The organism is Vibrio sp. Vb1980 (genome assembly GCF_033338615.1).
Taxonomy (GTDB): domain Bacteria; phylum Pseudomonadota; class Gammaproteobacteria; order Enterobacterales; family Vibrionaceae; genus Vibrio; species Vibrio alginolyticus.
This window is the reverse complement of the sequence record NZ_JAWOSZ010000003.1, coordinates 401,343-423,943: the sequence shown is the minus strand read 5'-3', so window position 1 is coordinate 423,943 and position 22,601 is coordinate 401,343. Positions and strand designations below refer to the sequence as shown.

Below are 22,601 nucleotides of genomic sequence, written 5' to 3'. Positions count from 1 at the left end.
CCTTTAATTATGCATATTTCTGAGCAAGAGCAGCGAAAGCATCACCTCTTGCCATAAAGTTGTCGAATTGATCAAAGCTAGCACATGCAGGAGACAGCATCACCATATCACCTGGTTTTAACTGCGAAGATACTTGTTGAATCACATCTTCCATAGTGTCGAAACGTATTGCAGATTCATGCAGTGGCATAAATTCATCGCCATCAGCGCCAAAGCAACACAGTTGCAAGTTAAGCGTCGCGAAGATCGGTTTTAATGGCGAGAAGTCAGCACCTTTGCCAACACCACCAACGAGTAAGTAGAGCTTGCCTGTCGATTCCAAACCAGATAGCGCAGCCATAGTGCTGGCAATATTAGTTGCTTTAGAGTCATTCACCCATTTGACGCCTTGATTATCCGCAACCACCTGGCATCGGTGTGTCAGTCCCGTGTAATTTTTAAGTGCATTCAATGCTTTGTGATAGTTTACGTCCGCAGCTTTTAATAGCGCTAAAGCAACCAGAGCGTTAGATAAGTTGTGCTTACCAACCAACTTAAGCTCATCACTTGCGACAACTCGTTGACCGTGATCGAGCAGCCAAGTACGGTTGCCATCCACCTCGAGACCAAAGTCCTGATTGTCGCTGCCAAATGTCACCAATGGCATCTCTGCGTCTGGGAAGGTTTCTTGATCATCACGGTTCACGACTGCAAGAGCAGCATGGTTAAAAATACGCAACTTAGCTTGTCGATAGTCAGACATGCCTTGATAACGATCCATATGATCTTCAGAAAGATTCAGAAACGCAGCGGCTTTGAGCTTTAAGCTTGACGTCGTTTCTAACTGGAAGCTCGAGAGTTCGAGTACATATAGGTCTGCGTCTTGTTCTAACAAATCCAGAGCAGGCACACCGATGTTACCACCAACGCCAACATCCAAACCTGCAGCCTTAGCCATCACACCTGTGAGGTCGGTTACTGTGCTCTTACCGTTTGAGCCCGTAATCGCAATTACGGGTTTCTGCACCGCCCAAGCGAATAACTCGATATCACCAACTACTGCCGTACCTTTTGCTAAGACGGCTTGGATCTCTGGTGTCGCTAGCGCAATACCAGGGTTGGTCACGATAAGATCCGCGTCAGAAAGCCAGTCCGTATTCCAACCACCACTATGCAGTTGAACACTTTCCGGCAAGCGCTCTGCACCTGGAGGGTTTACACGAGTATCAATGACTTTGACCACAAGTTGTGGCTGATTTTTTCTTAGGTGTTTAACGACAGAGAGCCCGGTAATACCGAGCCCTACGACGACAACACTATGTATGTTTTGCCAACGTTCCATATTTGATCACACTGTAAATCTTGTTCTTGGAAAGCGCGATTAACGCACTTTCAATGTCGCAAGACCAATCAGAACAAGAACCATAGAAATAATCCAGAAGCGCACGATTACGCGAGGTTCTGGCCAACCTTTCAATTCGTAGTGGTGGTGAATTGGTGCCATACGGAAAATACGCTGACCACGTAATTTGTAAGAACCTACCTGCAGGATGACTGATAGCGTTTCCATTACAAATACGCCACCCATGATCACTAACACCAACTCTTGACGAACTAGAACAGCAATGGTGCCCAATGCACCGCCAAGCGCTAGTGAACCTACATCGCCCATGAACACTTGTGCTGGGTAAGTGTTAAACCACAAGAAACCAAGGCCTGCACCTACGATTGCTGTACATACGACAACTAACTCAGATGCATGTGGTAAGTATGGTATATGAAGGTATTCAGAGAAGTTAACGTTACCGGTCGCCCATGCAATAACCGCGAAGCCTGCTGCAACAAGAACCGTTGGCATGATTGCCAAACCGTCTAGACCATCAGTCAGGTTAACCGCGTTACTTGTACCTACAATGACAAAGTAAGTCAGAATGATATACATCAAACCAAGTTGCGGCATGATGTCTTTAAAGAATGGCACCACTAGCTGAGTTGCTGCTGTGTCTTTACCGTAAGCATACAATGCGAAAGCGACGACAAACGCGATCAACGACTGCCAGAAGTACTTCCAACGCGCGATCAAGCCATCGGTATTTTTGCGTACCACTTTACGATAATCATCAACAAATCCGACCGCACCGTAGCCAAGTAAGACTGTCAGTACCGCCCATACGTAAGGGTTGGATAAGTCTGTCCATAGCAAAATCGTGATTGAGATGGCCGCTAAGATCATGATACCGCCCATTGTTGGGGTACCACGCTTACTAAAGTGAGATTCAGGACCTTCGTTACGCACTACCTGACCAATTTGCAGCATTTGCAAACGCTTGATCATGATTGGTCCCATCCATAATGACAGACCTAGAGCGGTTAATACGCTTAGGATTGCTCGAAAAGACAAGTATTCAAACAATCGGAAAAAAGACAGGTATGGCTGTAGCAGCTCGGCAAGCCAAATAATCATTAATAATACTCCTTCAAAGCAGCAGCGACTTCAAACATACGTGCACCATTCGCTCCTTTCACCAATATCGTATGGTTTTCAGGAACGGCTTGGTCTAGATGCTGCTTGATGTATTCAATCATCTCTTGGTGCGTCTCAAAATGAATGCCTTGGCAAAGATCACTGATCACCTTGGCGTCTGCACCATATGTGAGAACATGTTCAAATTTTTGTGGGGCAGCATGTTCCCCGACTTGACGATGAAGTGCAAGACTTTCCTCGCCCAATTCCGCCATATTACCTAAAATCAGCCAGCGTTGACCTGGGAAAGCGGCCAATAAATCAACTGCCGCTTTCATGGCTGGCACGCTCGCGTTGTAGCTGTCGTCAATCAATTTTATCTTTTCGCTCAGCGCTTCAACCTCGACGCGACCTTTCACTTTGTTCAAATGTTTAAGGCCAGCACGAACCTCTTCTAATGTAGCTCCCATTTGTAACGCAATAATAGAAGCAGCGATCGCATTCGCAACGTTGTGTTGACCTATAATACCCAGAGACAGTTCAATTTCTTGTGAGCTTGCTGCGATATGTAAGTCAAAGCTTGCTTCACCTGCGGCGTTCAATACGATGTTAGAAGCGAAGAAGTCTGCATCAGTATTACTTTGTGAAAAAGTAATGACTTTCTTATCTGCTAACACTTCATCCCACTTGGCTTCACCATTGCTGTCTAGGTTAACAATCGCAATACCACCAGCTGAAAGGCCTTGGTAGATTTCACCTTTGGCTTGTTTCACGCCATCGATAGAACCAAAGCCTTCAAGGTGAGCGGCGGCTACATTGTTCACTAACGCGATATCTGGTTTTACTAACTGAGTCGTGTAAGCAATTTCACCTATATGGTTAGCACCAAGCTCAATCACGGCATAATCATCATCCTGCTGTGAGCGCAATAATGTCAACGGAACACCAATATCATTATTGAAGTTACCCGCCGTGAATAACACTTTGCCTTTCAATTGCAGGATACTCGCAACCATTTCTTTTACGGTAGTTTTACCGCAACTTCCGGTGATGGCAACGGTAGGTGTTTTGCATGCTTGATGCACCCAAGAAGCAAACTCACCCAATGCAAGTTTGGTATCCGACACCACAATTTGCGGCACATTCACATCTAAGCGTTTTTCTACGAGTAAAGCACCGGCACCTGCATCTACCGCTTGTTGGCAAAAGTTGTGCGCGTCAAAGCGCTCCCCTACTAACGCGACAAATAGAGCCCCACGATCAATCGTTCGTGTATCAGTAGAAACCGCGTCGATAAGTAGATCGTCGCCGAATCGCTCGCCACGAGTGATGTCTGCAATTTGAGATAACGTTACTTTGATCATGAGGTCAATCCTAAAAGTTGCATTGCGGACTCGCGGTCGGAGTAATGAATCGTTTCGCCATTACGAATCTGATAATCTTCATGGCCCTTCCCTGCTAACAAGATAATGTCGTTTGGCGAAGCATTTTCAATGGCATAAGACAGTGCTTTGAAGCGGTCATGCTGAACAATCGCTTCAGCAGGTTTTGACAGCCCAGCTAACATGTCTTTCACAATCTGAACCGGATCTTCGCTGCGTGGGTTATCGTCAGTCAACACCACTCTATCACCTAGTCGCTCTGCAATTTCCGCCATCATTGGGCGCTTACCTGCATCGCGATCGCCACCGCAGCCAAAAATAGCCCACAGCTGGCCTTCACAATGAACTCGTAAAGCTTGCAGCGCTTTTTCTAAAGCATCAGGAGTGTGGGCATAATCGACCACGACTTTGGCACGATCCTCAGTTTGGAATAACTCCATTCGGCCGAGTACAGGTTGCAGTTGACCTGCAGTTTCGAGTAACGCTTGTTTCTCTTTACCTAAGCTTAATAAGGTCGCAAAAGCGAGCATTAAGTTGGTTGCATTAAACTCACCAATCAATGGCGCGTGCAATTTACCTGAGCCAAATTTACCATCGAACTTAATAGTAATCCCTGACTCTGCGTAACTGACTTCCGTCGCCCAAATTGCGCTTTCAAATTCAGTGTTCGGCTTGAGCGAGACAGCGATCGCATTACTTAACTGCGACGCCCATTGATGACCGACTTCATCATCAACATTGATAATGGCACGTTCACATTGGTGTTGCGTGAACAACCCAAGCTTTGCATTGGCATACTCTTCCATCGTGCCATGATAATCTAAGTGGTCACGACTTAAGTTAGTAAACACGCCCGCCGCAAATGATAATGCTTTGACACGACCTTGCGTCAGGCCATGAGAAGATACTTCTAGCGCGGTGTATGTGGCTTGTTGATTTGCGAGAGAGGAGAGCGTTTTCTGAATTTCAACGGCATTCCCCGTTGTATTCGCAGCTTGTTGCAAGTTATTGAGGAAGCCATTTCCTGTTGTTCCCATTACCGCCGCTTTATGGTCAAGCAGTTCTAGCCATTGCGCTATTAACTGGGTAATGGTGGTTTTGCCGTTGGTGCCGGTGACACCAATCAAATCCATATCAGGGTAAGCATAGATCTTTCCAGCAATTGCGGATAAACGTTGGTCCAACCTATCAATGTAAATGACGGGAACATCATCAATGATTTCCACCGTACCATGTGTTTTGACATCGCAGGCTTGCGCCAGGGCTGCATTTGCACCTTGCTCAATTGCAGAGGCAATGAATTTACGCCCATCCACAACATGGCCAATCACTGCTACAAACGTGGTTCCAGGTTGAACTCTTCGGCTGTCGAGCTCCAATTCAGAAACAAGAACGGACGATAAGCTAGGGCAATCCACCCAAGGGGAAAGCAGCACGTCCATACTGATGGCTTTAGTCATATTTGTTCTCCGAGCTTTGGCTCAGGTTTTCTTAATTTTGTTTGCTCAGTAAACCACAGGGCTTACTGTTGGAATTTGTTTTCGTCAGGTGCAACATTGAGTATTTGTAGCGCGCCTTTCATGATTTCAGAGAAGACAGGAGACGCTACCGAACCACCATAGTAATCATCACCTTGAGGCTCGTTTACGATCACCACCAAAGCAATTCGCGGATCGCTAACCGGAGCAAGCCCAGCCGTGTAGGTGATGTACTCGTCGCTGTACCCACCGGCAGAAGCTTTACGTGATGTACCTGTTTTCGCTCCCACTCGATAACCAGGAACTGCCGCTCTGCGAGCCGAGCCCCCTTTTTGAGTTACGGTTTCCAACATGTCTAATACTTGACGCGCATACTTCGCACTCACCACTTGACGTGACATGTCATGATCATTGCTTTCGATAATATGAATAGGCTCGTATTTGCCAAGGTTTCCAAGCGTCGCATAAGCATGGGCTAGCTGGATTGGTGTAATCGATAGACCATAACCAAACGCAATCGTGGCGCGCTCAATTGGCGACCAACGAGTTCGTGTAGGAAAAATACCCGTCACTTCCCCAACTAGGTTTAGGCCAGAAAGCTCACCAAAACCCACTGAACTGTACAGCCCAAGAAGCGCCTCTACCGGCATTTGCATTGCTAGCTTCGTCACACCGATATTACTCGACTTTTTAAGGATCGTGGTCAAGCTTGCTTTGCCTACGCGAGAGACATCTCTGACTCGACTACCACCTAAACGTAGGACACCATTACCGGTATCTACGATGGTATCTTTATCAGCTATCCCATTTTCTAAGGCGGCTAAAATAACGAAAGGCTTAATGGTCGAACCGGGCTCCATTGAGTCCGTGATCACTCGGTTACGCATTTGATAGCTTTGCCAATCGCTACGATTGTTAGGGTTGTAAGAAGGAGCATTAACCATGGCCAATACGGCGCCCGTTTTTACATCCAACATGACAACAGAACCTGAAGTGGCGCGGTGGTCCGCAACGGCTTGCTTAATCGCACGATACGCAATCGCCTGTAGACGCTGATCGATAGTTAACTGAAGTGATTTACCTTCTTGCTTGTCTTGCCAAGCAATGTTTTCCACAACACGACCATAACGGTCTTTACGAATAGTTTTCTTACCCGCCGCGCCAGTGAGCCACTCGTCGTAGCTACGCTCCACACCTTCTAGGCCATGCCCGTCAATGCCTGTCACACCGACTAAGTGAGCACTAACCTCACCTGCAGGATAATAACGACGAGATTCCGACTTAAGGCCAACACCTGGCAGCTTTAACTCACGAATATAGTTCGCCATGGCCGGACTGACCTGGCGCTGCAAGTAGATAAAGCGGCGTTTTTCATTGCGCTTGATTTTGTCTATTAACCCTTGTCGGTCAATACCAAGAACATCCGCTAATGCATGCCAACTTTTGGTCTGGCTTAACGCGTTTTCTTTAAATATCGTGGCAGGATCTGCCCAAACAGCCTCAACCGGTACACTGACAGCAAGCGGCTCACCATTTCGATCCGAAATAATACCGCGAGCAGAAGGAATGGATTTAACACGAACCGAACGTAGGTCACCTTGTTTAATCAGGTTATCTGGCTCAATGATTTGGATGTAGGCTACGCGTGCCACCAAAAGGGCAAATGCACAAAAAACAAAAAACAGTAATAGATGGAAGCGCCAACGAATCAAGAAAGATTCTTCGACCGCCACTTTCACTGCTTTGTTATCGGTTTTCTTATCCCCCGTAGCCGCTTTCTCTTTTGCTACAGGTTTACGCTTATTGGCTTGTTTCGTGTTGGATTTTTTTCTAATCATTTGAGCGTGACAACCACTTCTTTATCGCCATCAGGTCGTTTCATTTCAAGTTCTTTTTTGGCAAGGTCTTGAACACGACTGTGTTCCGCGAGGGCAGTTTCTTCCAACATTAAGTTACGCCATTCGCTATCTAATCGTTCTCGTTCAACCAACGTATGGTCTTTCTCGGTAATCGCTTGACGCGCATGGTGGGTAGCAAATACCACTCCCATTGCCGATGCCACGATCAATAGCAACAACAGTAATGGCCAGCGACCAACGGTGAGGAGATCCGTCGCAATCAACTTAGCAAGATTAGGAGTGGATTTCGTCATAATAATTAAAGCTTTTCCGCAATTCTTAACACAGAGCTGCGCGAGCGAGGGTTCATTTCAATTTCTTGTTTGCTTGGCTTAATCGCTTTGCTCACCGCTTTCATATTCGCACTACCAAGAGCACGAATTTGCTCTTCCGTCATTGGAATACCGTGTGGCACTTCAGGCCCTTTGCTCTCTTTACGGATAAAACGTTTGACCATACGGTCTTCCAGAGAGTGGAAGCTAATCACAGATAAACGGCCTTCAGGAGCCAGAATGCTCGCCGCGCCTTTAAGTGCCGTATCAATTTCTTCTAACTCACTGTTGATGTAAATACGAAAAGCCTGGAAAGCACGAGTCGCAGGGTGTTTTTTCTCTTTAAAACTTTTCGGTGCGGCATCTGAAATCAATTTTGCCAGCTGACCAGTGCGAACCATTGGCTCATTTTCTTCGTCTTCACGGTAGGCAACAATCGCTTTTGCAATACGGCGCGCATGTTTATCTTCCCCAAACTCGCGAATGACCCAAGTGATATCATCGAGGTCTGCTTCCATCAACCATTGAGATACTGGAACACCTGATGTCGGGTCCATACGCATATCTAGCGGACCGTCTTTCATAAAGCTAAAGCCACGCTCTGCGTCGTCTAACTGAGGAGAAGAAACGCCTAAATCCAGCAGAACACCATCCACTTTTCCAACTAGCCCATACTCTTCAGCATACTCAGCAATACCAGAAAATGGACCATGAATAATGGTGAAGCGAGGGTCATTGATTTTGCCTGCCTCAGCGATCGCTTGAGGGTCACGGTCGATACTGTACAGTCGGCCATTTTCACCGAGTTTAGATAGAATTGTCCGGCTGTGACCGCCACGGCCAAATGTTCCATCAATATAGACGCCGTCTGGTTTGATAGCTAAGCCATCAATGGATTCATTTAATAACACGGAAATATGTTGGAAGGTTTCGGTCATAGCTTTCTCGTTGAATGATCTTGAAGCGATTCTTTAGTGTACTGATTTCCTACATCATCGCCACCACAAGTCTAAAGTTAGACGTGATTTACGCCAAGTTTATTGGTAATGACATAGTTTGCGTCAATTAAATGCAAAAAACCCATCACTACCGAAGTAGAGATGGGTCTCGAATAGGTGGAGCCGACACATAAGCCGGGTTCTGTTCCGCTTGCGCGGCGGTAGCCATTCGTCTAGGCCAGCAATCACTCACTGGCTCGAGCAACCTACCCGCCTCCTTACGCGAGCAACGCAATGTGGAGGCCTATTTGGTCTTGCTTCAGGTGGAGTTTACCCTGCTACGAACTATTGCTAGTCGTCCGGTGCGCTCTTACCGCACCCTTTCACCCTTACCTGTACCCTTACGGGCCATCGGCGGTCTTCTCTCTGCTGCACTTGTCGTAGGCTTGCGCCCCCCAGGCGTTACCTGGCACCTTGCTCTATGAAGCCCGGACTTTCCTCCCCTTTGTCAGTCTCCCGAAGGACGTCAACGTCAGTCTCCCAAAGGGACTTCGACGTCAGTCTCCCGAAGGACATCAACAAAGCAGCGACTACCCAGTCAGCTCCGAGGGCGGATTGTATAGAGTTCTCACTTCAGAGTCTAGTTAGATCACAGATATGATGAAATGAATGCACTAAGTGATGACTTTTTAGTCAACGTGCCAAAAATAGATTAATAAAAAGGCCGATGCCTAAACATCAACCCTCATTGACCATTTATCTCGCTAGCGGCACTTAGTCTAAGTTTTCTAAGCCCCATTTATATAGCGCATTCTTCTTCAAGTTATGTATTTCTGCCACCAAAGCAGCTGCTTTTTTTAAAGGCAGCTCTTTGGTCAAAATCCCTAACGTGCGTAAAGCATCTTCAGGTAGTGAGTCGTCTGTTGTTTCACGATGGCCATGTACCAACAATACCATTTCACCACGCTGTTGGTTATCGTCACTTTTCACCCATTCAATCAGCTCACCTAACGGCATGCCTTGAATGGTTTCAAAGGTTTTTGTTAGCTCTCTTGCCAACACAACTTCTCTATCTGGGCCAAGAACGTCTAACATGTCTTGTAGAGAGTCTAAAATACGGTGCGGTGACTCGTAAAAAATACACGTACGCTCTACCGAAGCAATCTCTAGGAATTTATCCTTACGACCTTTGCTTTTCGGTGGTAAAAAACCTTCGAAGCTAAAGCGATCCGATGGCAAGCCAGAGGCACTTAACGCCGTAATGACCGCACAGGCACCTGGAAGAGGCACAACTCTAACGCCCGCTTGACGACATTTTGTCACCAAATGGTATCCTGGGTCGCTGATAAGTGGCGTACCAGCGTCAGAAACTAATGCGATAGACTGACCGGAAAGCAGCTTTTCTACCAAAACTTGTGCTTTTTGCTGCTCATTGTGGTCATGTAGAGCAAAAGTTTTGGTTTGAATATTGAAGTGAGACAGTAATTTGCCCGTATGTCGAGTATCCTCAGCGGCAATGATGTCCACAGTCGACAGAATTTCGATAGCACGTTGGGTGATATCCGCTAAATTTCCGATTGGAGTCGGTACGATATAGAGAGTTGGCCCCTCATTCGGCAACTTATTTTTATCTGTCATTTGTTTACCATCACTTCAACGATTAATATAGAGACAATTTTGTACAAAATTATAGAGAACTCACGGCAATGATTAACCATAAGAGACTCAGTGTACCACGCATACTTACTCCTGTTGCACTAGCAATTACGCTCGCCGCCTGTTCTTCAGGTCCAAGACAGCCTGATGGCGTTGATGTAACACTTGAGCCTACTCAGTCTGTTCAGAACTATATGATCCAAGCTGATAGCACGGAAGGCAGTTTACAAAATGACTGGTTGATCATGGCAACCAAAGCCGCGATTCAAGCAAACCAGTTTGATCAAGCAGAAATGTTGATCAAGCGCCTAGCTCGTCAACAGTTAACCGAAGTTCAGCAAGCAGAGTGGCAACTAGCGCGTGCGACCATACAGCAAAAACAGGGTAATTACTCTCAGTTGCTGCAATTGTTGAATTTTAAACCTTGGTGGAAGTTGCCAAATGAGCAATGGAAAGACTATTACTTGATGCGTGCCGACGCTTATCAAGGTCTTAACCAAGCGTTTGAGGCAAACCGCCAACTGGTTGCATTTGGTCAATATGCATCGTCCGCGGAGCAGAGAGAGATTTCTAGCCGTATTTGGATGAACTTTGGCAGCTACTCCGAGTACGAACTGACCTCATTAGAAACAGAGCCAAATGAAGATGTTTTGGATGGTTGGCTACAACTCGCTATTTATGCGAAAACGCTGTCGGGCAACTTATCCCAACTAAAAAATACCCTAGAACGCTGGTTAAACGAGAACCCATCGCACCCAGCCGCTATCTACACACCAGAAGAGATTCAAAACATTCTCTCTCTAGACATTGTTAAACCAAACAACACCGCTTTGTTACTGCCGCTTACTGGTAAATTCTCGCCACAAGCGCAATTAATTCGTGATGGTTTTGTGTTTGCGATGATGAATGATCGTAACCGTGATCCAAGCGCTACCCTCACGGTAATAGACACTAATGCGTATAACGCCGACCAAATTAAACAACGTTTGATCAATGAAAACATCGATTTTGTTGTTGGTCCTCTAGAAAAAGAGAACGTTGAGCTATTGCACACAACCATGGATGGCTCAGAAAATGGTCCTACGATTCCAGCCCTTGCGCTAAATATTCCCGAAGATGTGCAACCAGATAGCAATATTTGCTACTTGGCATTATCACCGGAACAAGAAGCCGCACAAGCAGCGAAACACTTGTTCAGCGAAGGCTATAACTTCCCTCTGATTCTGGCACCAAAGGGCAGCTTTGGTGAACGTGTAACTGAAGCGTTCAACAAAGAGTGGCGCAAGTACAGCTCTAATAAAGTCGCAGCAAGTTATTTTGGTGACAAGCGCCAACTTCAAAAAGACATCAATGAAGTATTTGGCCTACAAGAAAGCAAACAACGTATTGCTCAGATGCAATCACTAATGCGTATCAAGCTTGAAACACAGCCACGTAGCCGTCGTGATGTCGATGCGGTTTATATTGTTGCTAGAAGCACGGAACTGACCTTGATTAAGCCGTTTATTGAGGTAGCGATTAATCCAGACGCCAAAGCGCCACAAATTTTCTCTAGCTCGCGTAGCAACAGTGGCGGCGCGACTTACGAAGATCTAACAGGCATCATCTACAGCGATATTCCATTGCTGATTGACCCAGACCCTAGCGTGACCGCTGAAATGAACGAGTTGTGGTCAGAGCAATCTAACATGGAAAAACGTTTGAAAGCACTGGGTATGGATGCGTATAAATTGATTGGGGAGCTGCCACAAATGAAGGTCGTTCCGGGCTACTCAGTTGGCGGCCAAACCGGTATTTTAAGTATCGACAATAATTGTGTTGTACAGCGTGAGCTAAGCTGGGCTGAGCGTGGGGCTCTTTAGTAAGCGCCAAATCGGAAATCAATATGAAGCTCTGGCGAAGCAGTATTTACAACGCCAGGGCTTAAACTTTATTGAACAAAATTTTCTGACTAAGGTCGGTGAGATTGATTTAATCTTCCAACAAGGTGAAACTATTGTGTTTGTTGAAGTCAAATACCGTAAGAACAATCACTTTGGCTCGGCAGCAGAAATGGTGACGCACGCTAAAATGCGCAAGCTAGTCAAAACCGCACAAGTTTGGCTTAGCCAACAAAAGCGCTTAAAACACAATATCGATTATCGATTTGATGTCATCGCCATTCATGATAATGGTCGAGATATCAACTGGATAGAAAACGCAATCTCTGAAGGATAAGCGATGCTAGACAGCATTAAAGACAGCTTTACAGAAAGTATTCAAATTCAAATCGCAGCAGCAGAGGCGCTGCCTGATGCCATTACTCATGCAGCTCAAGCGATGGTGTCGAGCCTGCTTAATGGCAATAAAATTTTATGTTGTGGTAATGGCGGCAGTGCTTCAAACGCTCAACAATTTGTTTCTTGTCTTTTAAACCGTTTTGAAACTGAGCGCCCTAGCCTGCCAGCAATGGCCTTAACCGCCGATAATACCACCCTAACCGCAGTGGCCAACGATTACCACTACCAGGAAATCTTCTCAAAACAGGTACGAGCGTTTGGTCAACCAGGCGACATTTTGCTTGCCATGTCGACTAGCGGTAACAGTAAAAATATTATCAAAGCGATGGAAGCAGCCGTAACTCGAGACATGACGATTATCGCGCTAACAGGAAAAGATGGCGGAGAGATGGCAGGACTGCTCGGTGAGAACGACGTCGAAATTCGTATTCCATCACACCGCACTGCACGTATTCACGAAGTACATATGGTAACACTCCATTGCCTTTGTGATCTTATTGACCAGGTGCTTTTCCCTGCTCACGAAGAGTAACCAAGACTGAGAGTCAGAATTATGATACGTAGCCTTGTTATCTTATTAACAGCATTGAGTTTAAGTGGTTGCGCAGGTTTGTTTATCGCAGGTGCAGCAACCACAGCGAATATTGTCACGGACACACGCACGACAAAACAAATCTGGCAGGACAATAACATTGAATTCGAAGTTGCGGCGATCGGCAATAAAGCACCGTTTAAAGGTGAAGTACGTGTCGTTGCCAGTTCATATAATGGGACTGTAGTCCTTATGGGACAAGCTCCGACACAAGACCTTATCCTTGCTTTAGAGCGAAGAGCTAGAGAAGTTAGTGGTGTAAAAGTCATACACAATCAAATCAAACAAAAAGAGCCACTCACTGTTACCCAGATTAGCAATGACAGCTGGATCACAACCAAAGTAAAGTCAGCTTTGCTTACTGATTCTGAGCTTAATGGTGTTAAGGTTAAAGTGATCACCGAAGATGGCGATGTTTTTCTGTTTGGTTATGTCACACCAGAACAAGGCGATCGAGCGACAGAAATCGCGCGTAATATCTCAGGCGTAAAACAAGTCATTAAAGGGTTCCAATACGGCGAAATGGAGCCTGTTGAAGTGGACTTACCGAATGACGGTGTACAAACAATAGAAAGTGAGGTAAGCACAGAAAATGAAGAGAACGTCGAAGTCTTTACGATTAGTGAGTAATTTCCAAAGTCTGGCTTGAAATCATCTTCAACAAGTTAAAAAGAAAAAAAGCAGCGTTACGCTGCTTTTTTATTATTTAATCACTCTTAAGCTTGGTTTGCCTTTTGGTCGAGGAGCATCGTCCTCTTCGGCATCTGAATCAGAAACTAACTCAGAAGGCTCATCACTAACCGTTGTGAACGATGGGGATGATTCTTCCTCGGTCATCGCTTCTTCTTCGATGTGAGTGTACGCTTCTTCTGGTTCAAACATAGTACCAGCACCATTCTCACGGGCATAAATAGCTTGAACAGCATACACGGGCACGATCACTGAGTGCGGTCGACCGCTAAAGCGAGCATGGAAGGTAATCGCATCATTACCTAACTCAAGATTACCCACTGCACGTGGCGCAATATTCAAAATAATTTGACCATCTTGAATAAATTCAACCGGGACACGCACCCCTGGCATTGTTGCATCCACAACCAAGTGAGGAGTCAAGTCATTGTCTACTAACCAGTCGTAAAATGCGCGAAGCATATACGGGCGGCGAGCAGTCATTTTTGCAATATCCATAACGTGTTTTAAATCGCTTAACGAACTAGGCGCATTTCACGTTCAGCTTCAGTCAAAGAAGCAAGGAACGAATCACGTTCAAATACGCGGTTCATGTATACCTTGATTTCTTTTGAACCAGGGCCAACAAGATCGATACCAAGTTGAGGCAAACGCCACAATAGTGGAGCTAGGTAACAATCGATCAAGCTGAATTCTTCGCTCATGAAGTACTCATATTCAGCAAAAATTGGCGCTAACGTCAGAAGATCATTACGCAGCTTTGTGCGTGCTTTTTCTGATTCTTCCGCATTACCTTTCATCACTTTTTCAGCGAGTGAATACCAGTTGCGTTCGATACGGTACATCATCAAGCGGCTGTTGCCACGAGCAACAGGGTAAACCGGCATTAGAGGTGGATGAGGGAAACGCTCGTCCAAGTACTCCATGATGATTTTTGAATCGTAAAGAGCTAGCTCACGGTCAACAAGAGTTGGCACTGATTTATATGGGTTTAGCTCAACAAGCTCAGCAGGAAGGTTTGCTTCGTCAACAAGCTCAACTTCAACACTTACGCCTTTTTCAGCTAGTACAATGCGAACCTGATGGCTATACAAATCTGATGCACTTGAGAAAAGAGTCATCACAGAACGTTTATTGGCAGCTACAGCCATGGAGCCCTCCAGTACACTTACAAATAAAAACAATGGAGGCTAAGCCTCCATTGTACATCAATTAAAATTGGGAATTAGCACGGTATTTTAGCACAATTAATGCACATCGCGCCAATACTCTTTCTTGAGCATCACAACAACGATGGTTAGAAGCACTAAGAAGCCCATTACCCACCAGCCTAGAGCGTGACGCTCGAGCTGCACTGGGTCACCTGAATAAACTAAGAAGTTAACGAGATCGCCAACCGCTTTGTCATATTCGCCTTCACTCAGCTCACCCGTGCCATCGGTTTCAGTACCAACAACAACTTGTACTTCTTCGCCATCTACGATTTTCGTATCGTAAATCGGCGTCGGGATGCCCTGTAGCTCTTCAAGCACATGCGGCATACCAACACTCGGGAAGACGATATTGTTCACGCCGAATGGACGAGATGGATCAACATAGAAAGAGCGTAAGTAAGTGTATAACCAATCAGCACCACGAACTCGTGCAACCAACGTAAGATCTGGTGGTGGAGCACCAAACCAGTTTGCAGCTTGCTTCGGTGGCATAGCATTGACCATTAGATCACCGATTTTCGCTTCAGGATTGAAAATCAGGTTTTCTTTCATTAAGTCTGTTGGAATTTCCAAGTCTGTTGCTACACGCTCGTAACGCTGGTATTGCGTAGAGTGACAAGCAAAACAGTAGTTCATGAACAACTTCGCGCCGTTTTGTAGCGAAGCTTTATCCGTAAGGTCAACATTCGCTTTATCCAGCGGAACATTGGCCCCAGCTGCCATCGCTAGTGATGGCAACATAGCAAATAGAATTACAATCCACTTCTTCATTTGAATGTCACCCTCTCTGGTAATGGTTTGGTTGCTTCATTTTTGCTGTAGAAGAACAGCAACACAAAGAACATGAAGTAACACAAGCTAAAGATCTGAGATAGTAGTGTGTACGTTGGCGTCGCAGGTAACGCACCTAAAATACCCAGAGCGATAAAGGCGATAGTGAACTGTACAATATTCAATAGATGAAGTTTGCTACGGTAACGGTATGAACGAACTTTACAACGATCCAACCAAGGTAGAACAAACAGCACTGCAATTGACGCGCCCATTAGGATAACACCTAATAGTTTGTCTGGAACCGCACGTAAGATTGCGTAGAACGGCGTGAAGTACCATACCGGAGCAATATGCTCTGGTGTCTTCAGTGGGTTTGCAGCTTCAAAGTTAGGCGGCTCAAGGAAGTACCCACCCATTTCTGGGTTAAAGAACAGAACGTAACAGAAGAAGAACAAGAAACCAGCAACACCGACCAAGTCCTTAACCGTGCCGTACGGATGGAAAGGAATCGAATCAATGATGTCATATTTCTTCGTGTAGTAATCGTGGAACTTGAATTGCGTTTTGTAATCGTCGCCCATTGAGCCTTTTGGCAGCTTAGTTTCGATACCATCCGGGTTGTTTGAGCCTACTTCGTGCAGCGCCAATACGTGCAGAACAACAAGAAGAAGCAAAACGATAGGCAGTGCAATAACGTGTAGTGCAAAGAAACGGTTTAGCGTTGCACCAGAGATGATGTAGTCACCACGAATCCAAAGCGTTAGGTCATCACCGATAACAGGAATAGCACCAAACAGGGAAATGATTACCTGCGCACCCCAGTATGACATCTGACCCCATGGAAGTAGGTAACCCATGAACGCTTCAGCCATGAGAACTAAGAAGATCAACATACCGAAGATCCACAACAGTTCACGAGGTTTTTGGTATGAACCGTAGATCAAACCACGGAACATGTGAAGATACACAACAACGAAAAACGCTGACGCGCCAGTGGAATGCATGTAACGCAGAAGCCAACCGTACTCTACATCACGCATAATGTATTCGATGGACGCAAATGCACCGTCACCTGAAGGAACATAGTTCATCGTTAGCCAAATACCCGTTAGGATTTGGTTAACAAGAACCAGCATCGCCAGAGAACCGAAAAGGTACCAAAAGTTGAAGTTCTTAGGCATTGGGTATTCAGACAAATGCTTTTTATAAGCATTCATTGCAGGAATACGCTTTTCAACCCAATCTAACATTGCTTGCATTATGCATCTCCCTCATCAACACCCACAATGAGCTTGGTATCGCTCAAATACATGTGCTTAGGAACGACAAGGTTCAACGGAGCAGGTACTCCTTGGAACACTCGACCAGCCATGTCGAACTTAGAACCATGACAAGGACAGAAGAAGCCAGATCTTACGCCCTGCACCTGCTCTGAGAAAGAGTCAGGTAGATAGGTTGGTGAACAACCTAAGTGGGTACAGAAACCAACTGCGACGAAAAACTCTTCCTTAATCGAACGAAACTCATTCTGAGCGTACTCAGGCTGCTGCTCCATTTCAGATTGTGGATCGCGAAGCTTATCACCGATCGATTTTAAGTTATCCAGAACGCTTTGAGTGCGGCGAACAATCCATACAGGTTTTCCCTGCCACTCAACACGAACCAGCTGACCTGGTTCAATTTTACTTATATCCACTTCCACCGGTGCGCCCGCCGCTTTGGCTTTAGCACTCGGATTCCATGATTTGATAAAAGGCACGGCGACGGCGACTGCCCCTAACCCACCAACAACTGCCGTTGTAGCGGTTAGAAAACGCCTGCGACCGTTATTTAAAGGCGCGTTGCTCATCCAAACATTCTCCCATTTGCTCCCTTTGGATCGTTATTATTCCGCTTATAAGAGCATGGCTAACAAATAATGAATTTAGTTCTATTTATTGGAGGGAAATGATAAAGAAAACCCTACTTTTTGACAAGATAAAGCTACCTTTTTGTAACATTTGTGAGGCAAATCGCTCGCGTCGTCACAAAAGCGGCAGAATTATAAAAAATTGATGTGATTTGTAACAAGAAAGCACCACATAGAAGCCCCGCTGAAAGCGGATAAAACCTTTTATCTTGGTAGTTTTCAGTTAATTACACAGAGAAATATTTCGTATTACGCGTTCAGCTTACTGTGTTTATATTTTCAATTTTGTAGCACGCAGAATGCTCAAAAAGGAACGTAAGTCATTTTAAAACATGTTACAGGAAGAATAAGATACAAAGACATTCCTGCTGATGAATACATCTATGCTGCATCGCAAGAGAAAGCGTGGTGAGTCGCGATTAAATAAGGCACACATATAAAACGGCACTGACAACCTTTCGACGAAGAGGACGAATAAGAAGGCCTGCTCGGAGTGTGATGATAAGTGAAGGCTGTTCGTTGCTTGAAGACAAGTATGATGTCTTTAAATACAAAAAAGCCCGGCATAGAGCCGAGCTTTTGGTACACAGTTTCCAGAGTAACTCTGAAAGCATAATTCCCGATAAGAGGAAATTAACGCTTAGAGAACTGTGGACGACGACGTGCTTTACGTAGACCAACTTTCTTACGTTCAACGCAACGAGCGTCACGAGTAACGTAGCCAGCTGCGCGTAGAGCAGGACGTAGAGACTCATCGTATTCCATAAGCGCGCGAGTGATACCGTGACGGATAGCACCAGCTTGACCAGAAATACCGCCGCCTTTAACTGTTACGTAAAGGTCTAGCTTTTCAGTTAGTTCAACTAGCTCTAGAGGTTGTTGTACAACCATACGTGCTGTTGGACGACCGAAGTATTCGTCAAGGTTACGCTTGTTTACTACAATGTTACCGCTGCCTGGTTTAATGAAAACACGTGCAGCTGAGCTTTTGCGACGGCCAGTGCCGTAGTATTGATTCTCTGCCATTTTCGAAATCCCCAATTAGATGTCTAGTACTTGTGGTTGTTGAGCAACATGGTTGTGCTCAGCGCCCGCGTAAACTTTTAGCTTACGGTACATAGCACGGCCTAGAGGACCACGTGGAAGCATGCCTTTAACTGCAAGCTCAAGAGCCATCTCAGGTTTACGATCGATCAACTTTTCAAAAGTGATAGATTTTAGACCACCTGGGAATTCAGAGTGACGGTAGTACACTTTGTTCTTAGCTTTGTTACCAGTTACAGCAACTTTCTCAGCGTTGATAACGATGATGTAATCACCAGTGTCAACGTGAGGAGTGTATTCAGCTTTATGTTTGCCACGTAGGCGAGATGCAATTTCACTTGCTAGACGGCCAAGAGTTTTACCTTCAGCGTCTACAACGTACCAGTCGCGTTTTACAGTTTCTGGTTTAGCAACGAAAGTTTTCATGCTAACAATAACCCGTTAATTAAATTTTAAACTTTAAAGGAACACCCAATAGTGCTCCCACACTGTCTAAGAGCCCAGTCATCACCCCTTCGAGTCGTTGGTACTCTCGACCTTCAATTTCGAAATAACTTCGATAATCAGGTCTGCAGTAACGGTGGGTCGCAGGATTATAGAGAAGAGCGAAGAAAAAATCACCTTTTTTTGCGCCAAATCACTAATTTTTTCTTCACTTTTTTAAGAACCCATTGGATCTAGGCCAAATGTTCACGCGCGAGATACTCATGACTTTGCATCTCAGTAAGCCGAGACAAACAGCGCTTAAATTCGAACTCTAACTGCCCATCAGTATATAAGTCGGCCATTGGCACTTCAGCAGAAATAATCAACTTAACATTGCGCTCGTAAAACTCATCGACCAGCGCGATAAAGCGTCTCGCCGCATCATCGATTTTTCGGTTCATTTGTTGAACATCTGCCAGTAATACCGTGTGGTAAATACGAGACAATTCAATGTAGTCATTTTGACTGCGAGCAGTTTGACACAACTGAGCAAACGACGCATGCAGCACCCCGTCGCTTGCTTCAATCACCGCTAGTTGACGGTGGTTAACTTCGATTTGATGAGCAACAAACTGACGCTCTCCAGTCAGCTGCTGATAATATTTGTTAAGGTTTATGCTAGCCTGCTCATCAAGCGGGTAATGGTATATTTCAGCCTGTTCTAACGTTCTTAAGCGATAATCAACGCCACTATCGACATTCAACACTTCACAACGTGCCAAAATCATATCGATCGCGGGCAAAAAGCGCGCTCTTTGCAAACCGTTACGATATAAGTTCTGCGGCTCGATGTTTGAAGTCGCGACTAGGATCATCTGCCGCTTGAACATTTCTTGAAGTAACGTTGCAAGGATCATCGCATCAGTAATGTCGGAAACAAAAAATTCATCAAAGCAAACCACATCTGCTTCTTCTTTAAATTTATCCGCCACTTTTGATAGAGGATTTTCGACATCACCTAACAGCTTCAACTCATCATGTACTCGATACATAAATCGATGGAAGTGGACGCGCATTTTTCTTTGGGTCGGTAAAGCATCAAAAAATGCGTCCATAAGGTAGGTTTTACCGCGACCTACCCCACCCCAAAAGTAAAGGCCTTTTGGTGGTTCAGGCTTGTCGATTTTTTTCCCCATTAGCTTTTGCCATTTGGAAAGCTGAGGCACAGGCGCTGACTGAAATTCAACGATAGCATGGTAAAGCTTGTCTAATGCAACGACCGCTTGATACTGAGCTTCATCACGCTGAAACCCGTGTTCTGCTATGTCTTTTTGATATTGTTGTAGTGGTGTCATCGTATTAAGTCGTATAGAGGTATAGAGAAAAGGGTTACCTCGGGGTCAACTTTGAGAATAGAGAGAAGTAGTTATCAGTCCCCGAAGACATACTGCTATTTTTCTTTATCGGCTGTTCAAGCCATAGTAACATGGACGAGCACCGCGTGTAACTAAGTAGTAAAAGACTTGTTAAAACAACTATAAGGAGCAGTTATGCCTTGGATTTATGCCATTGTGGGTTTGCTGGTCGGTACAATCGTAGGCGTAGTCATTAGTAGACTAACCACCCCTGAATACAAGAAACAAAAGTCTGTGCAGAAAGAACTTGAAGCGGCCAAGTTTGAATTAGAGCAACAACGTCAAGAGCTCGTCGATCATTTTGCACAAACCGCAGAAATGTTGGACACCCTAGGTAAAGATTACACCAAGCTATACCAACATATGGCCAAGACCTCTTCTGAGCTTTTGCCAAACTTACCAGAACAAGACAACCCGTTTGATAAGAAAACGGCAATGTCGTCTGAAACCATTGCAGAAGATCAACCAGAGTTTAACGAACAACCAAAAGACTACGCTAATGGCGCCACCGGTCTTTTGAAGGATCAAGAGAAAGAAATCATTAATGCTCCCGAAGCGGTAACCGCAAAAGCATCATAATCCTCTCTTACTTCTATCTAGGGCCGATACATTTGTATCGGCCCTTTTTTGAACTTTTTCACCTCACCTTCGCTCTAACTTGGGTGTGCACTGCCTCCCCTTTTGATTGTCCGAACTAGACCCTATATTAGTTATTAACAAAGTGAACTAACCGTTCGGATATTTCTTTTTGGCAGACATGTTTCAAGAGGAGTTATTGGATGAAAAAACCACTGCTTGCGCTCACCGTTCTATCTCTGAGTTTGGGTTCGATTATTGCCCCAGTTCAAGCCACTGCCGCATTACCTTTGAATGTGGATGGCCAACAGTTACCTAGCTTGGCACCAATGCTTGAGAAGGTGACCCCAGCTGTTGTGAGTATTGCTGTAGAAGGTAAACAAGTACAAACCAGCCGCATTCCCGAGCAATTTCAATTTTTCTTTGGCCCAGACTTTCCTATGGAACAAAGGCGAGAGCGCCCGTTCAGAGGTTTAGGGTCTGGTGTCATTATTGATGCGAAGAAAGGCCATATTGTCACTAACTACCATGTGATCAAGGGCGCAGATGAGATTCGAGTTCGCCTCTTTGACGGGCGCGAGTATGACGCTACGCTCGTTGGCGGTGATGAAATGGCCGATGTTGCGTTACTTAAATTAGAGAAAGCGAAAAACTTAACGCAGATTAAAGTCGCGGATTCCGACAAACTGCGTGTCGGTGACTTTACGGTTGCGATTGGTAACCCATTTGGGCTCGGTCAAACCGTAACTTCGGGTATTGTTTCAGCCCTTGGTCGTAGTGGCTTAAACGTTGAAAACTTCGAAAACTTCATCCAAACCGATGCCGCAATTAACAGCGGTAACTCTGGTGGTGCATTGGTCAACCTTAATGGTGAGCTGATCGGTATTAATACTGCAATTTTAGGCCCTAACGGCGGTAACGTGGGTATTGGTTTTGCGATTCCATCAAACATGATGAAAAACCTCACTGATCAAATTCTAGAGTTTGGTGAAGTCAAACGCGGCATGTTGGGTGTGCAAGGTGGCGAAGTAACCTCTGAGCTAGCTGATGCATTGGGTTACGAGTCAAGTAAAGGGGCCTTTATTGGTCAAGTCGTACCGGACAGCGCAGCCGATAAAGCAGGGTTAAAAGCCGGTGACGTAATTGTATCGGTGAACGGCAAAGCGATTAATACTTTCTCAGAGCTCCGCGCAAAAGTGGCAACACTGGGCGCAGGTAAAGAAATCACATTAGGTGTGGTTCGAGATGGTAAGAATAAAACCTTTGATGTAACGCTTGGCGAATCTACGAATATGAAAGCTAAAGCGGAGACATTACATGAGGGACTCAAAGGTGCGGAATTAAGCAATACAACACCAAGTGATGTAATCCAAGGTGTTAAAGTATCGAGCGTTGCAGATAACTCTCCGGCTGCTCAATATCAATTACAACAAGGTGACATTATTATCGGTGTGAACCGTCAACGAGTGAAAAACCTTGCCGAGCTTCGTACAATCGTAGAGAAACACAAAGGTGTACTGGCTCTTAATATTCAACGTGGTGAACGTACTATTTACCTTGTCATTCGTTAACCACTTTCAAAGTGATAGAAAATAAGGTTTTCGATGCATAGTAC

Annotated in this window: 22 protein-coding genes and 1 other RNA gene; 6 read left to right on the top strand and 17 right to left on the bottom strand. The window is 45.3% G+C overall.

Going from position 1 to position 22,601, the window contains the following annotated elements; all coding sequences use genetic code 11:
• Positions 1 to 7: 7 nt before the first annotated feature.
• From murD to rsmI, 9 genes are all read right to left on the bottom strand, one after another.
• Entirely contained in the window at positions 8 to 1,321 is a 1,314-nt protein-coding gene (gene murD / locus R7F64_RS08380; protein WP_017821485.1) for a UDP-N-acetylmuramoyl-L-alanine--D-glutamate ligase, read from the bottom strand.
• 39 nt (positions 1,322 to 1,360) lie between these two features.
• Complete coding sequence (mraY, locus tag R7F64_RS08375; RefSeq protein ID WP_005372931.1) at positions 1,361 to 2,443, bottom strand: phospho-N-acetylmuramoyl-pentapeptide-transferase; 1,083 nt, start codon at positions 2,441 to 2,443, stop codon at positions 1,361 to 1,363.
• Positions 2,443 to 3,807: a UDP-N-acetylmuramoyl-tripeptide--D-alanyl-D-alanine ligase gene (locus tag R7F64_RS08370; RefSeq protein ID WP_005387401.1), complete on the bottom strand. Its 1,365-nt coding sequence runs from the start codon at positions 3,805 to 3,807 to the stop codon at positions 2,443 to 2,445. Before R7F64_RS08370 ends, mraY begins: the two co-directional genes overlap by 1 nt.
• A complete protein-coding gene (gene murE / locus R7F64_RS08365; RefSeq protein WP_213917034.1) occupies positions 3,804 to 5,285 on the bottom strand; it encodes a UDP-N-acetylmuramoyl-L-alanyl-D-glutamate--2,6-diaminopimelate ligase in 1,482 nt (493 codons plus the stop codon). Before murE ends, R7F64_RS08370 begins: the two co-directional genes overlap by 4 nt.
• 62 nt (positions 5,286 to 5,347) lie before the next feature.
• Complete coding sequence (locus R7F64_RS08360) at positions 5,348 to 7,141, bottom strand: penicillin-binding transpeptidase domain-containing protein (RefSeq protein WP_086046525.1); 1,794 nt, start codon at positions 7,139 to 7,141, stop codon at positions 5,348 to 5,350.
• Positions 7,138 to 7,455, bottom strand: a complete 318-nt coding sequence (ftsL, locus tag R7F64_RS08355) for a cell division protein FtsL (RefSeq protein ID WP_005372920.1) — start codon at positions 7,453 to 7,455, stop codon at positions 7,138 to 7,140. Before ftsL ends, R7F64_RS08360 begins: the two co-directional genes overlap by 4 nt.
• A gap of 5 nt (positions 7,456 to 7,460) precedes the next feature.
• Complete coding sequence (rsmH, locus tag R7F64_RS08350) at positions 7,461 to 8,411, bottom strand: 16S rRNA (cytosine(1402)-N(4))-methyltransferase RsmH (RefSeq protein ID WP_005372918.1); 951 nt, start codon at positions 8,409 to 8,411, stop codon at positions 7,461 to 7,463.
• 175 nt (positions 8,412 to 8,586) lie between these two features.
• Positions 8,587 to 9,017, bottom strand: an RNA gene (rnpB, locus tag R7F64_RS08345) — RNase P RNA component class A.
• Positions 9,018 to 9,185: 168 nt separating this feature from the next.
• Positions 9,186 to 10,049 carry a 16S rRNA (cytidine(1402)-2'-O)-methyltransferase gene (gene rsmI, locus R7F64_RS08340; protein WP_005372907.1) on the bottom strand — a complete coding sequence of 288 codons (864 nt, stop codon included), beginning with the start codon at positions 10,047 to 10,049 and terminating at the stop codon, positions 9,186 to 9,188.
• A 68-nt stretch (positions 10,050 to 10,117) separates the two neighbouring features.
• Between rsmI and R7F64_RS08335 the strand changes: the two genes are divergently transcribed.
• Genes R7F64_RS08335 through R7F64_RS08320 form a run of 4 tightly spaced genes read left to right on the top strand, consistent with a single transcriptional unit; the run spans position 10,118 to position 13,568 of the window.
• Positions 10,118 to 11,929 carry a penicillin-binding protein activator gene (locus R7F64_RS08335; protein ID WP_005372905.1) on the top strand — a complete coding sequence of 604 codons (1,812 nt, stop codon included), beginning with the start codon at positions 10,118 to 10,120 and terminating at the stop codon, positions 11,927 to 11,929.
• Positions 11,916 to 12,284, top strand: coding sequence for a YraN family protein (locus R7F64_RS08330; RefSeq protein ID WP_005372903.1), 369 nt, complete (start codon positions 11,916 to 11,918; stop codon positions 12,282 to 12,284). Before R7F64_RS08335 ends, R7F64_RS08330 begins: the two co-directional genes overlap by 14 nt.
• Before the next feature lie 3 nt (positions 12,285 to 12,287).
• Positions 12,288 to 12,878, top strand: a complete 591-nt coding sequence (locus R7F64_RS08325) for a phosphoheptose isomerase (RefSeq protein ID WP_005372901.1) — start codon at positions 12,288 to 12,290, stop codon at positions 12,876 to 12,878.
• A gap of 21 nt (positions 12,879 to 12,899) precedes the next feature.
• Entirely contained in the window at positions 12,900 to 13,568 is a 669-nt protein-coding gene (locus tag R7F64_RS08320; RefSeq protein ID WP_213867132.1) for a BON domain-containing protein, read from the top strand.
• A 72-nt stretch (positions 13,569 to 13,640) separates the two neighbouring features.
• Here R7F64_RS08320 and sspB read toward each other — a convergent pair whose 3' ends face one another.
• The 8 genes from sspB to zapE form a co-directional block, all read right to left on the bottom strand.
• Positions 13,641 to 14,126 (bottom strand): ClpXP protease specificity-enhancing factor, encoded by a 486-nt coding sequence (gene sspB / locus R7F64_RS08315; protein WP_005387408.1) that lies wholly within the window; start codon positions 14,124 to 14,126, stop codon positions 13,641 to 13,643.
• Between the two features lie 17 nt (positions 14,127 to 14,143).
• Positions 14,144 to 14,779, bottom strand: coding sequence for a stringent starvation protein SspA (gene sspA / locus R7F64_RS08310; protein ID WP_005372897.1), 636 nt, complete (start codon positions 14,777 to 14,779; stop codon positions 14,144 to 14,146).
• Positions 14,780 to 14,875: 96 nt separating this feature from the next.
• Positions 14,876 to 15,613, bottom strand: a complete 738-nt coding sequence (locus tag R7F64_RS08305; protein ID WP_005372881.1) for a cytochrome c1 — start codon at positions 15,611 to 15,613, stop codon at positions 14,876 to 14,878.
• Positions 15,610 to 16,875 carry a cytochrome b gene (locus R7F64_RS08300; RefSeq protein WP_005372880.1) on the bottom strand — a complete coding sequence of 422 codons (1,266 nt, stop codon included), beginning with the start codon at positions 16,873 to 16,875 and terminating at the stop codon, positions 15,610 to 15,612. Before R7F64_RS08300 ends, R7F64_RS08305 begins: the two co-directional genes overlap by 4 nt.
• Positions 16,875 to 17,465 (bottom strand): ubiquinol-cytochrome c reductase iron-sulfur subunit, encoded by a 591-nt coding sequence (gene petA, locus R7F64_RS08295; RefSeq protein ID WP_005372877.1) that lies wholly within the window; start codon positions 17,463 to 17,465, stop codon positions 16,875 to 16,877. Before petA ends, R7F64_RS08300 begins: the two co-directional genes overlap by 1 nt.
• 693 nt (positions 17,466 to 18,158) lie before the next feature.
• A complete protein-coding gene (gene rpsI, locus R7F64_RS08290; protein WP_005372876.1) occupies positions 18,159 to 18,551 on the bottom strand; it encodes a 30S ribosomal protein S9 in 393 nt (130 codons plus the stop codon).
• A gap of 15 nt (positions 18,552 to 18,566) precedes the next feature.
• Positions 18,567 to 18,995, bottom strand: a complete 429-nt coding sequence (gene rplM / locus R7F64_RS08285; protein WP_005372872.1) for a 50S ribosomal protein L13 — start codon at positions 18,993 to 18,995, stop codon at positions 18,567 to 18,569.
• A gap of 251 nt (positions 18,996 to 19,246) precedes the next feature.
• A complete protein-coding gene (gene zapE, locus R7F64_RS08280; protein WP_005387411.1) occupies positions 19,247 to 20,350 on the bottom strand; it encodes a cell division protein ZapE in 1,104 nt (367 codons plus the stop codon).
• 195 nt (positions 20,351 to 20,545) lie between these two features.
• On the opposite strand from zapE, the gene zapG reads away from it, so the two are divergent.
• Both zapG and R7F64_RS08270 read left to right on the top strand, forming a co-directional pair.
• Positions 20,546 to 20,989 (top strand): Z-ring associated protein ZapG, encoded by a 444-nt coding sequence (gene zapG, locus R7F64_RS08275; protein WP_005379861.1) that lies wholly within the window; start codon positions 20,546 to 20,548, stop codon positions 20,987 to 20,989.
• A gap of 200 nt (positions 20,990 to 21,189) precedes the next feature.
• On the top strand, positions 21,190 to 22,557 hold the full coding sequence (locus R7F64_RS08270) for a Do family serine endopeptidase (protein ID WP_025768400.1): 1,368 nt from the start codon (positions 21,190 to 21,192) through the stop codon (positions 22,555 to 22,557).
• Positions 22,558 to 22,601: the final 44 nt, after the last annotated feature.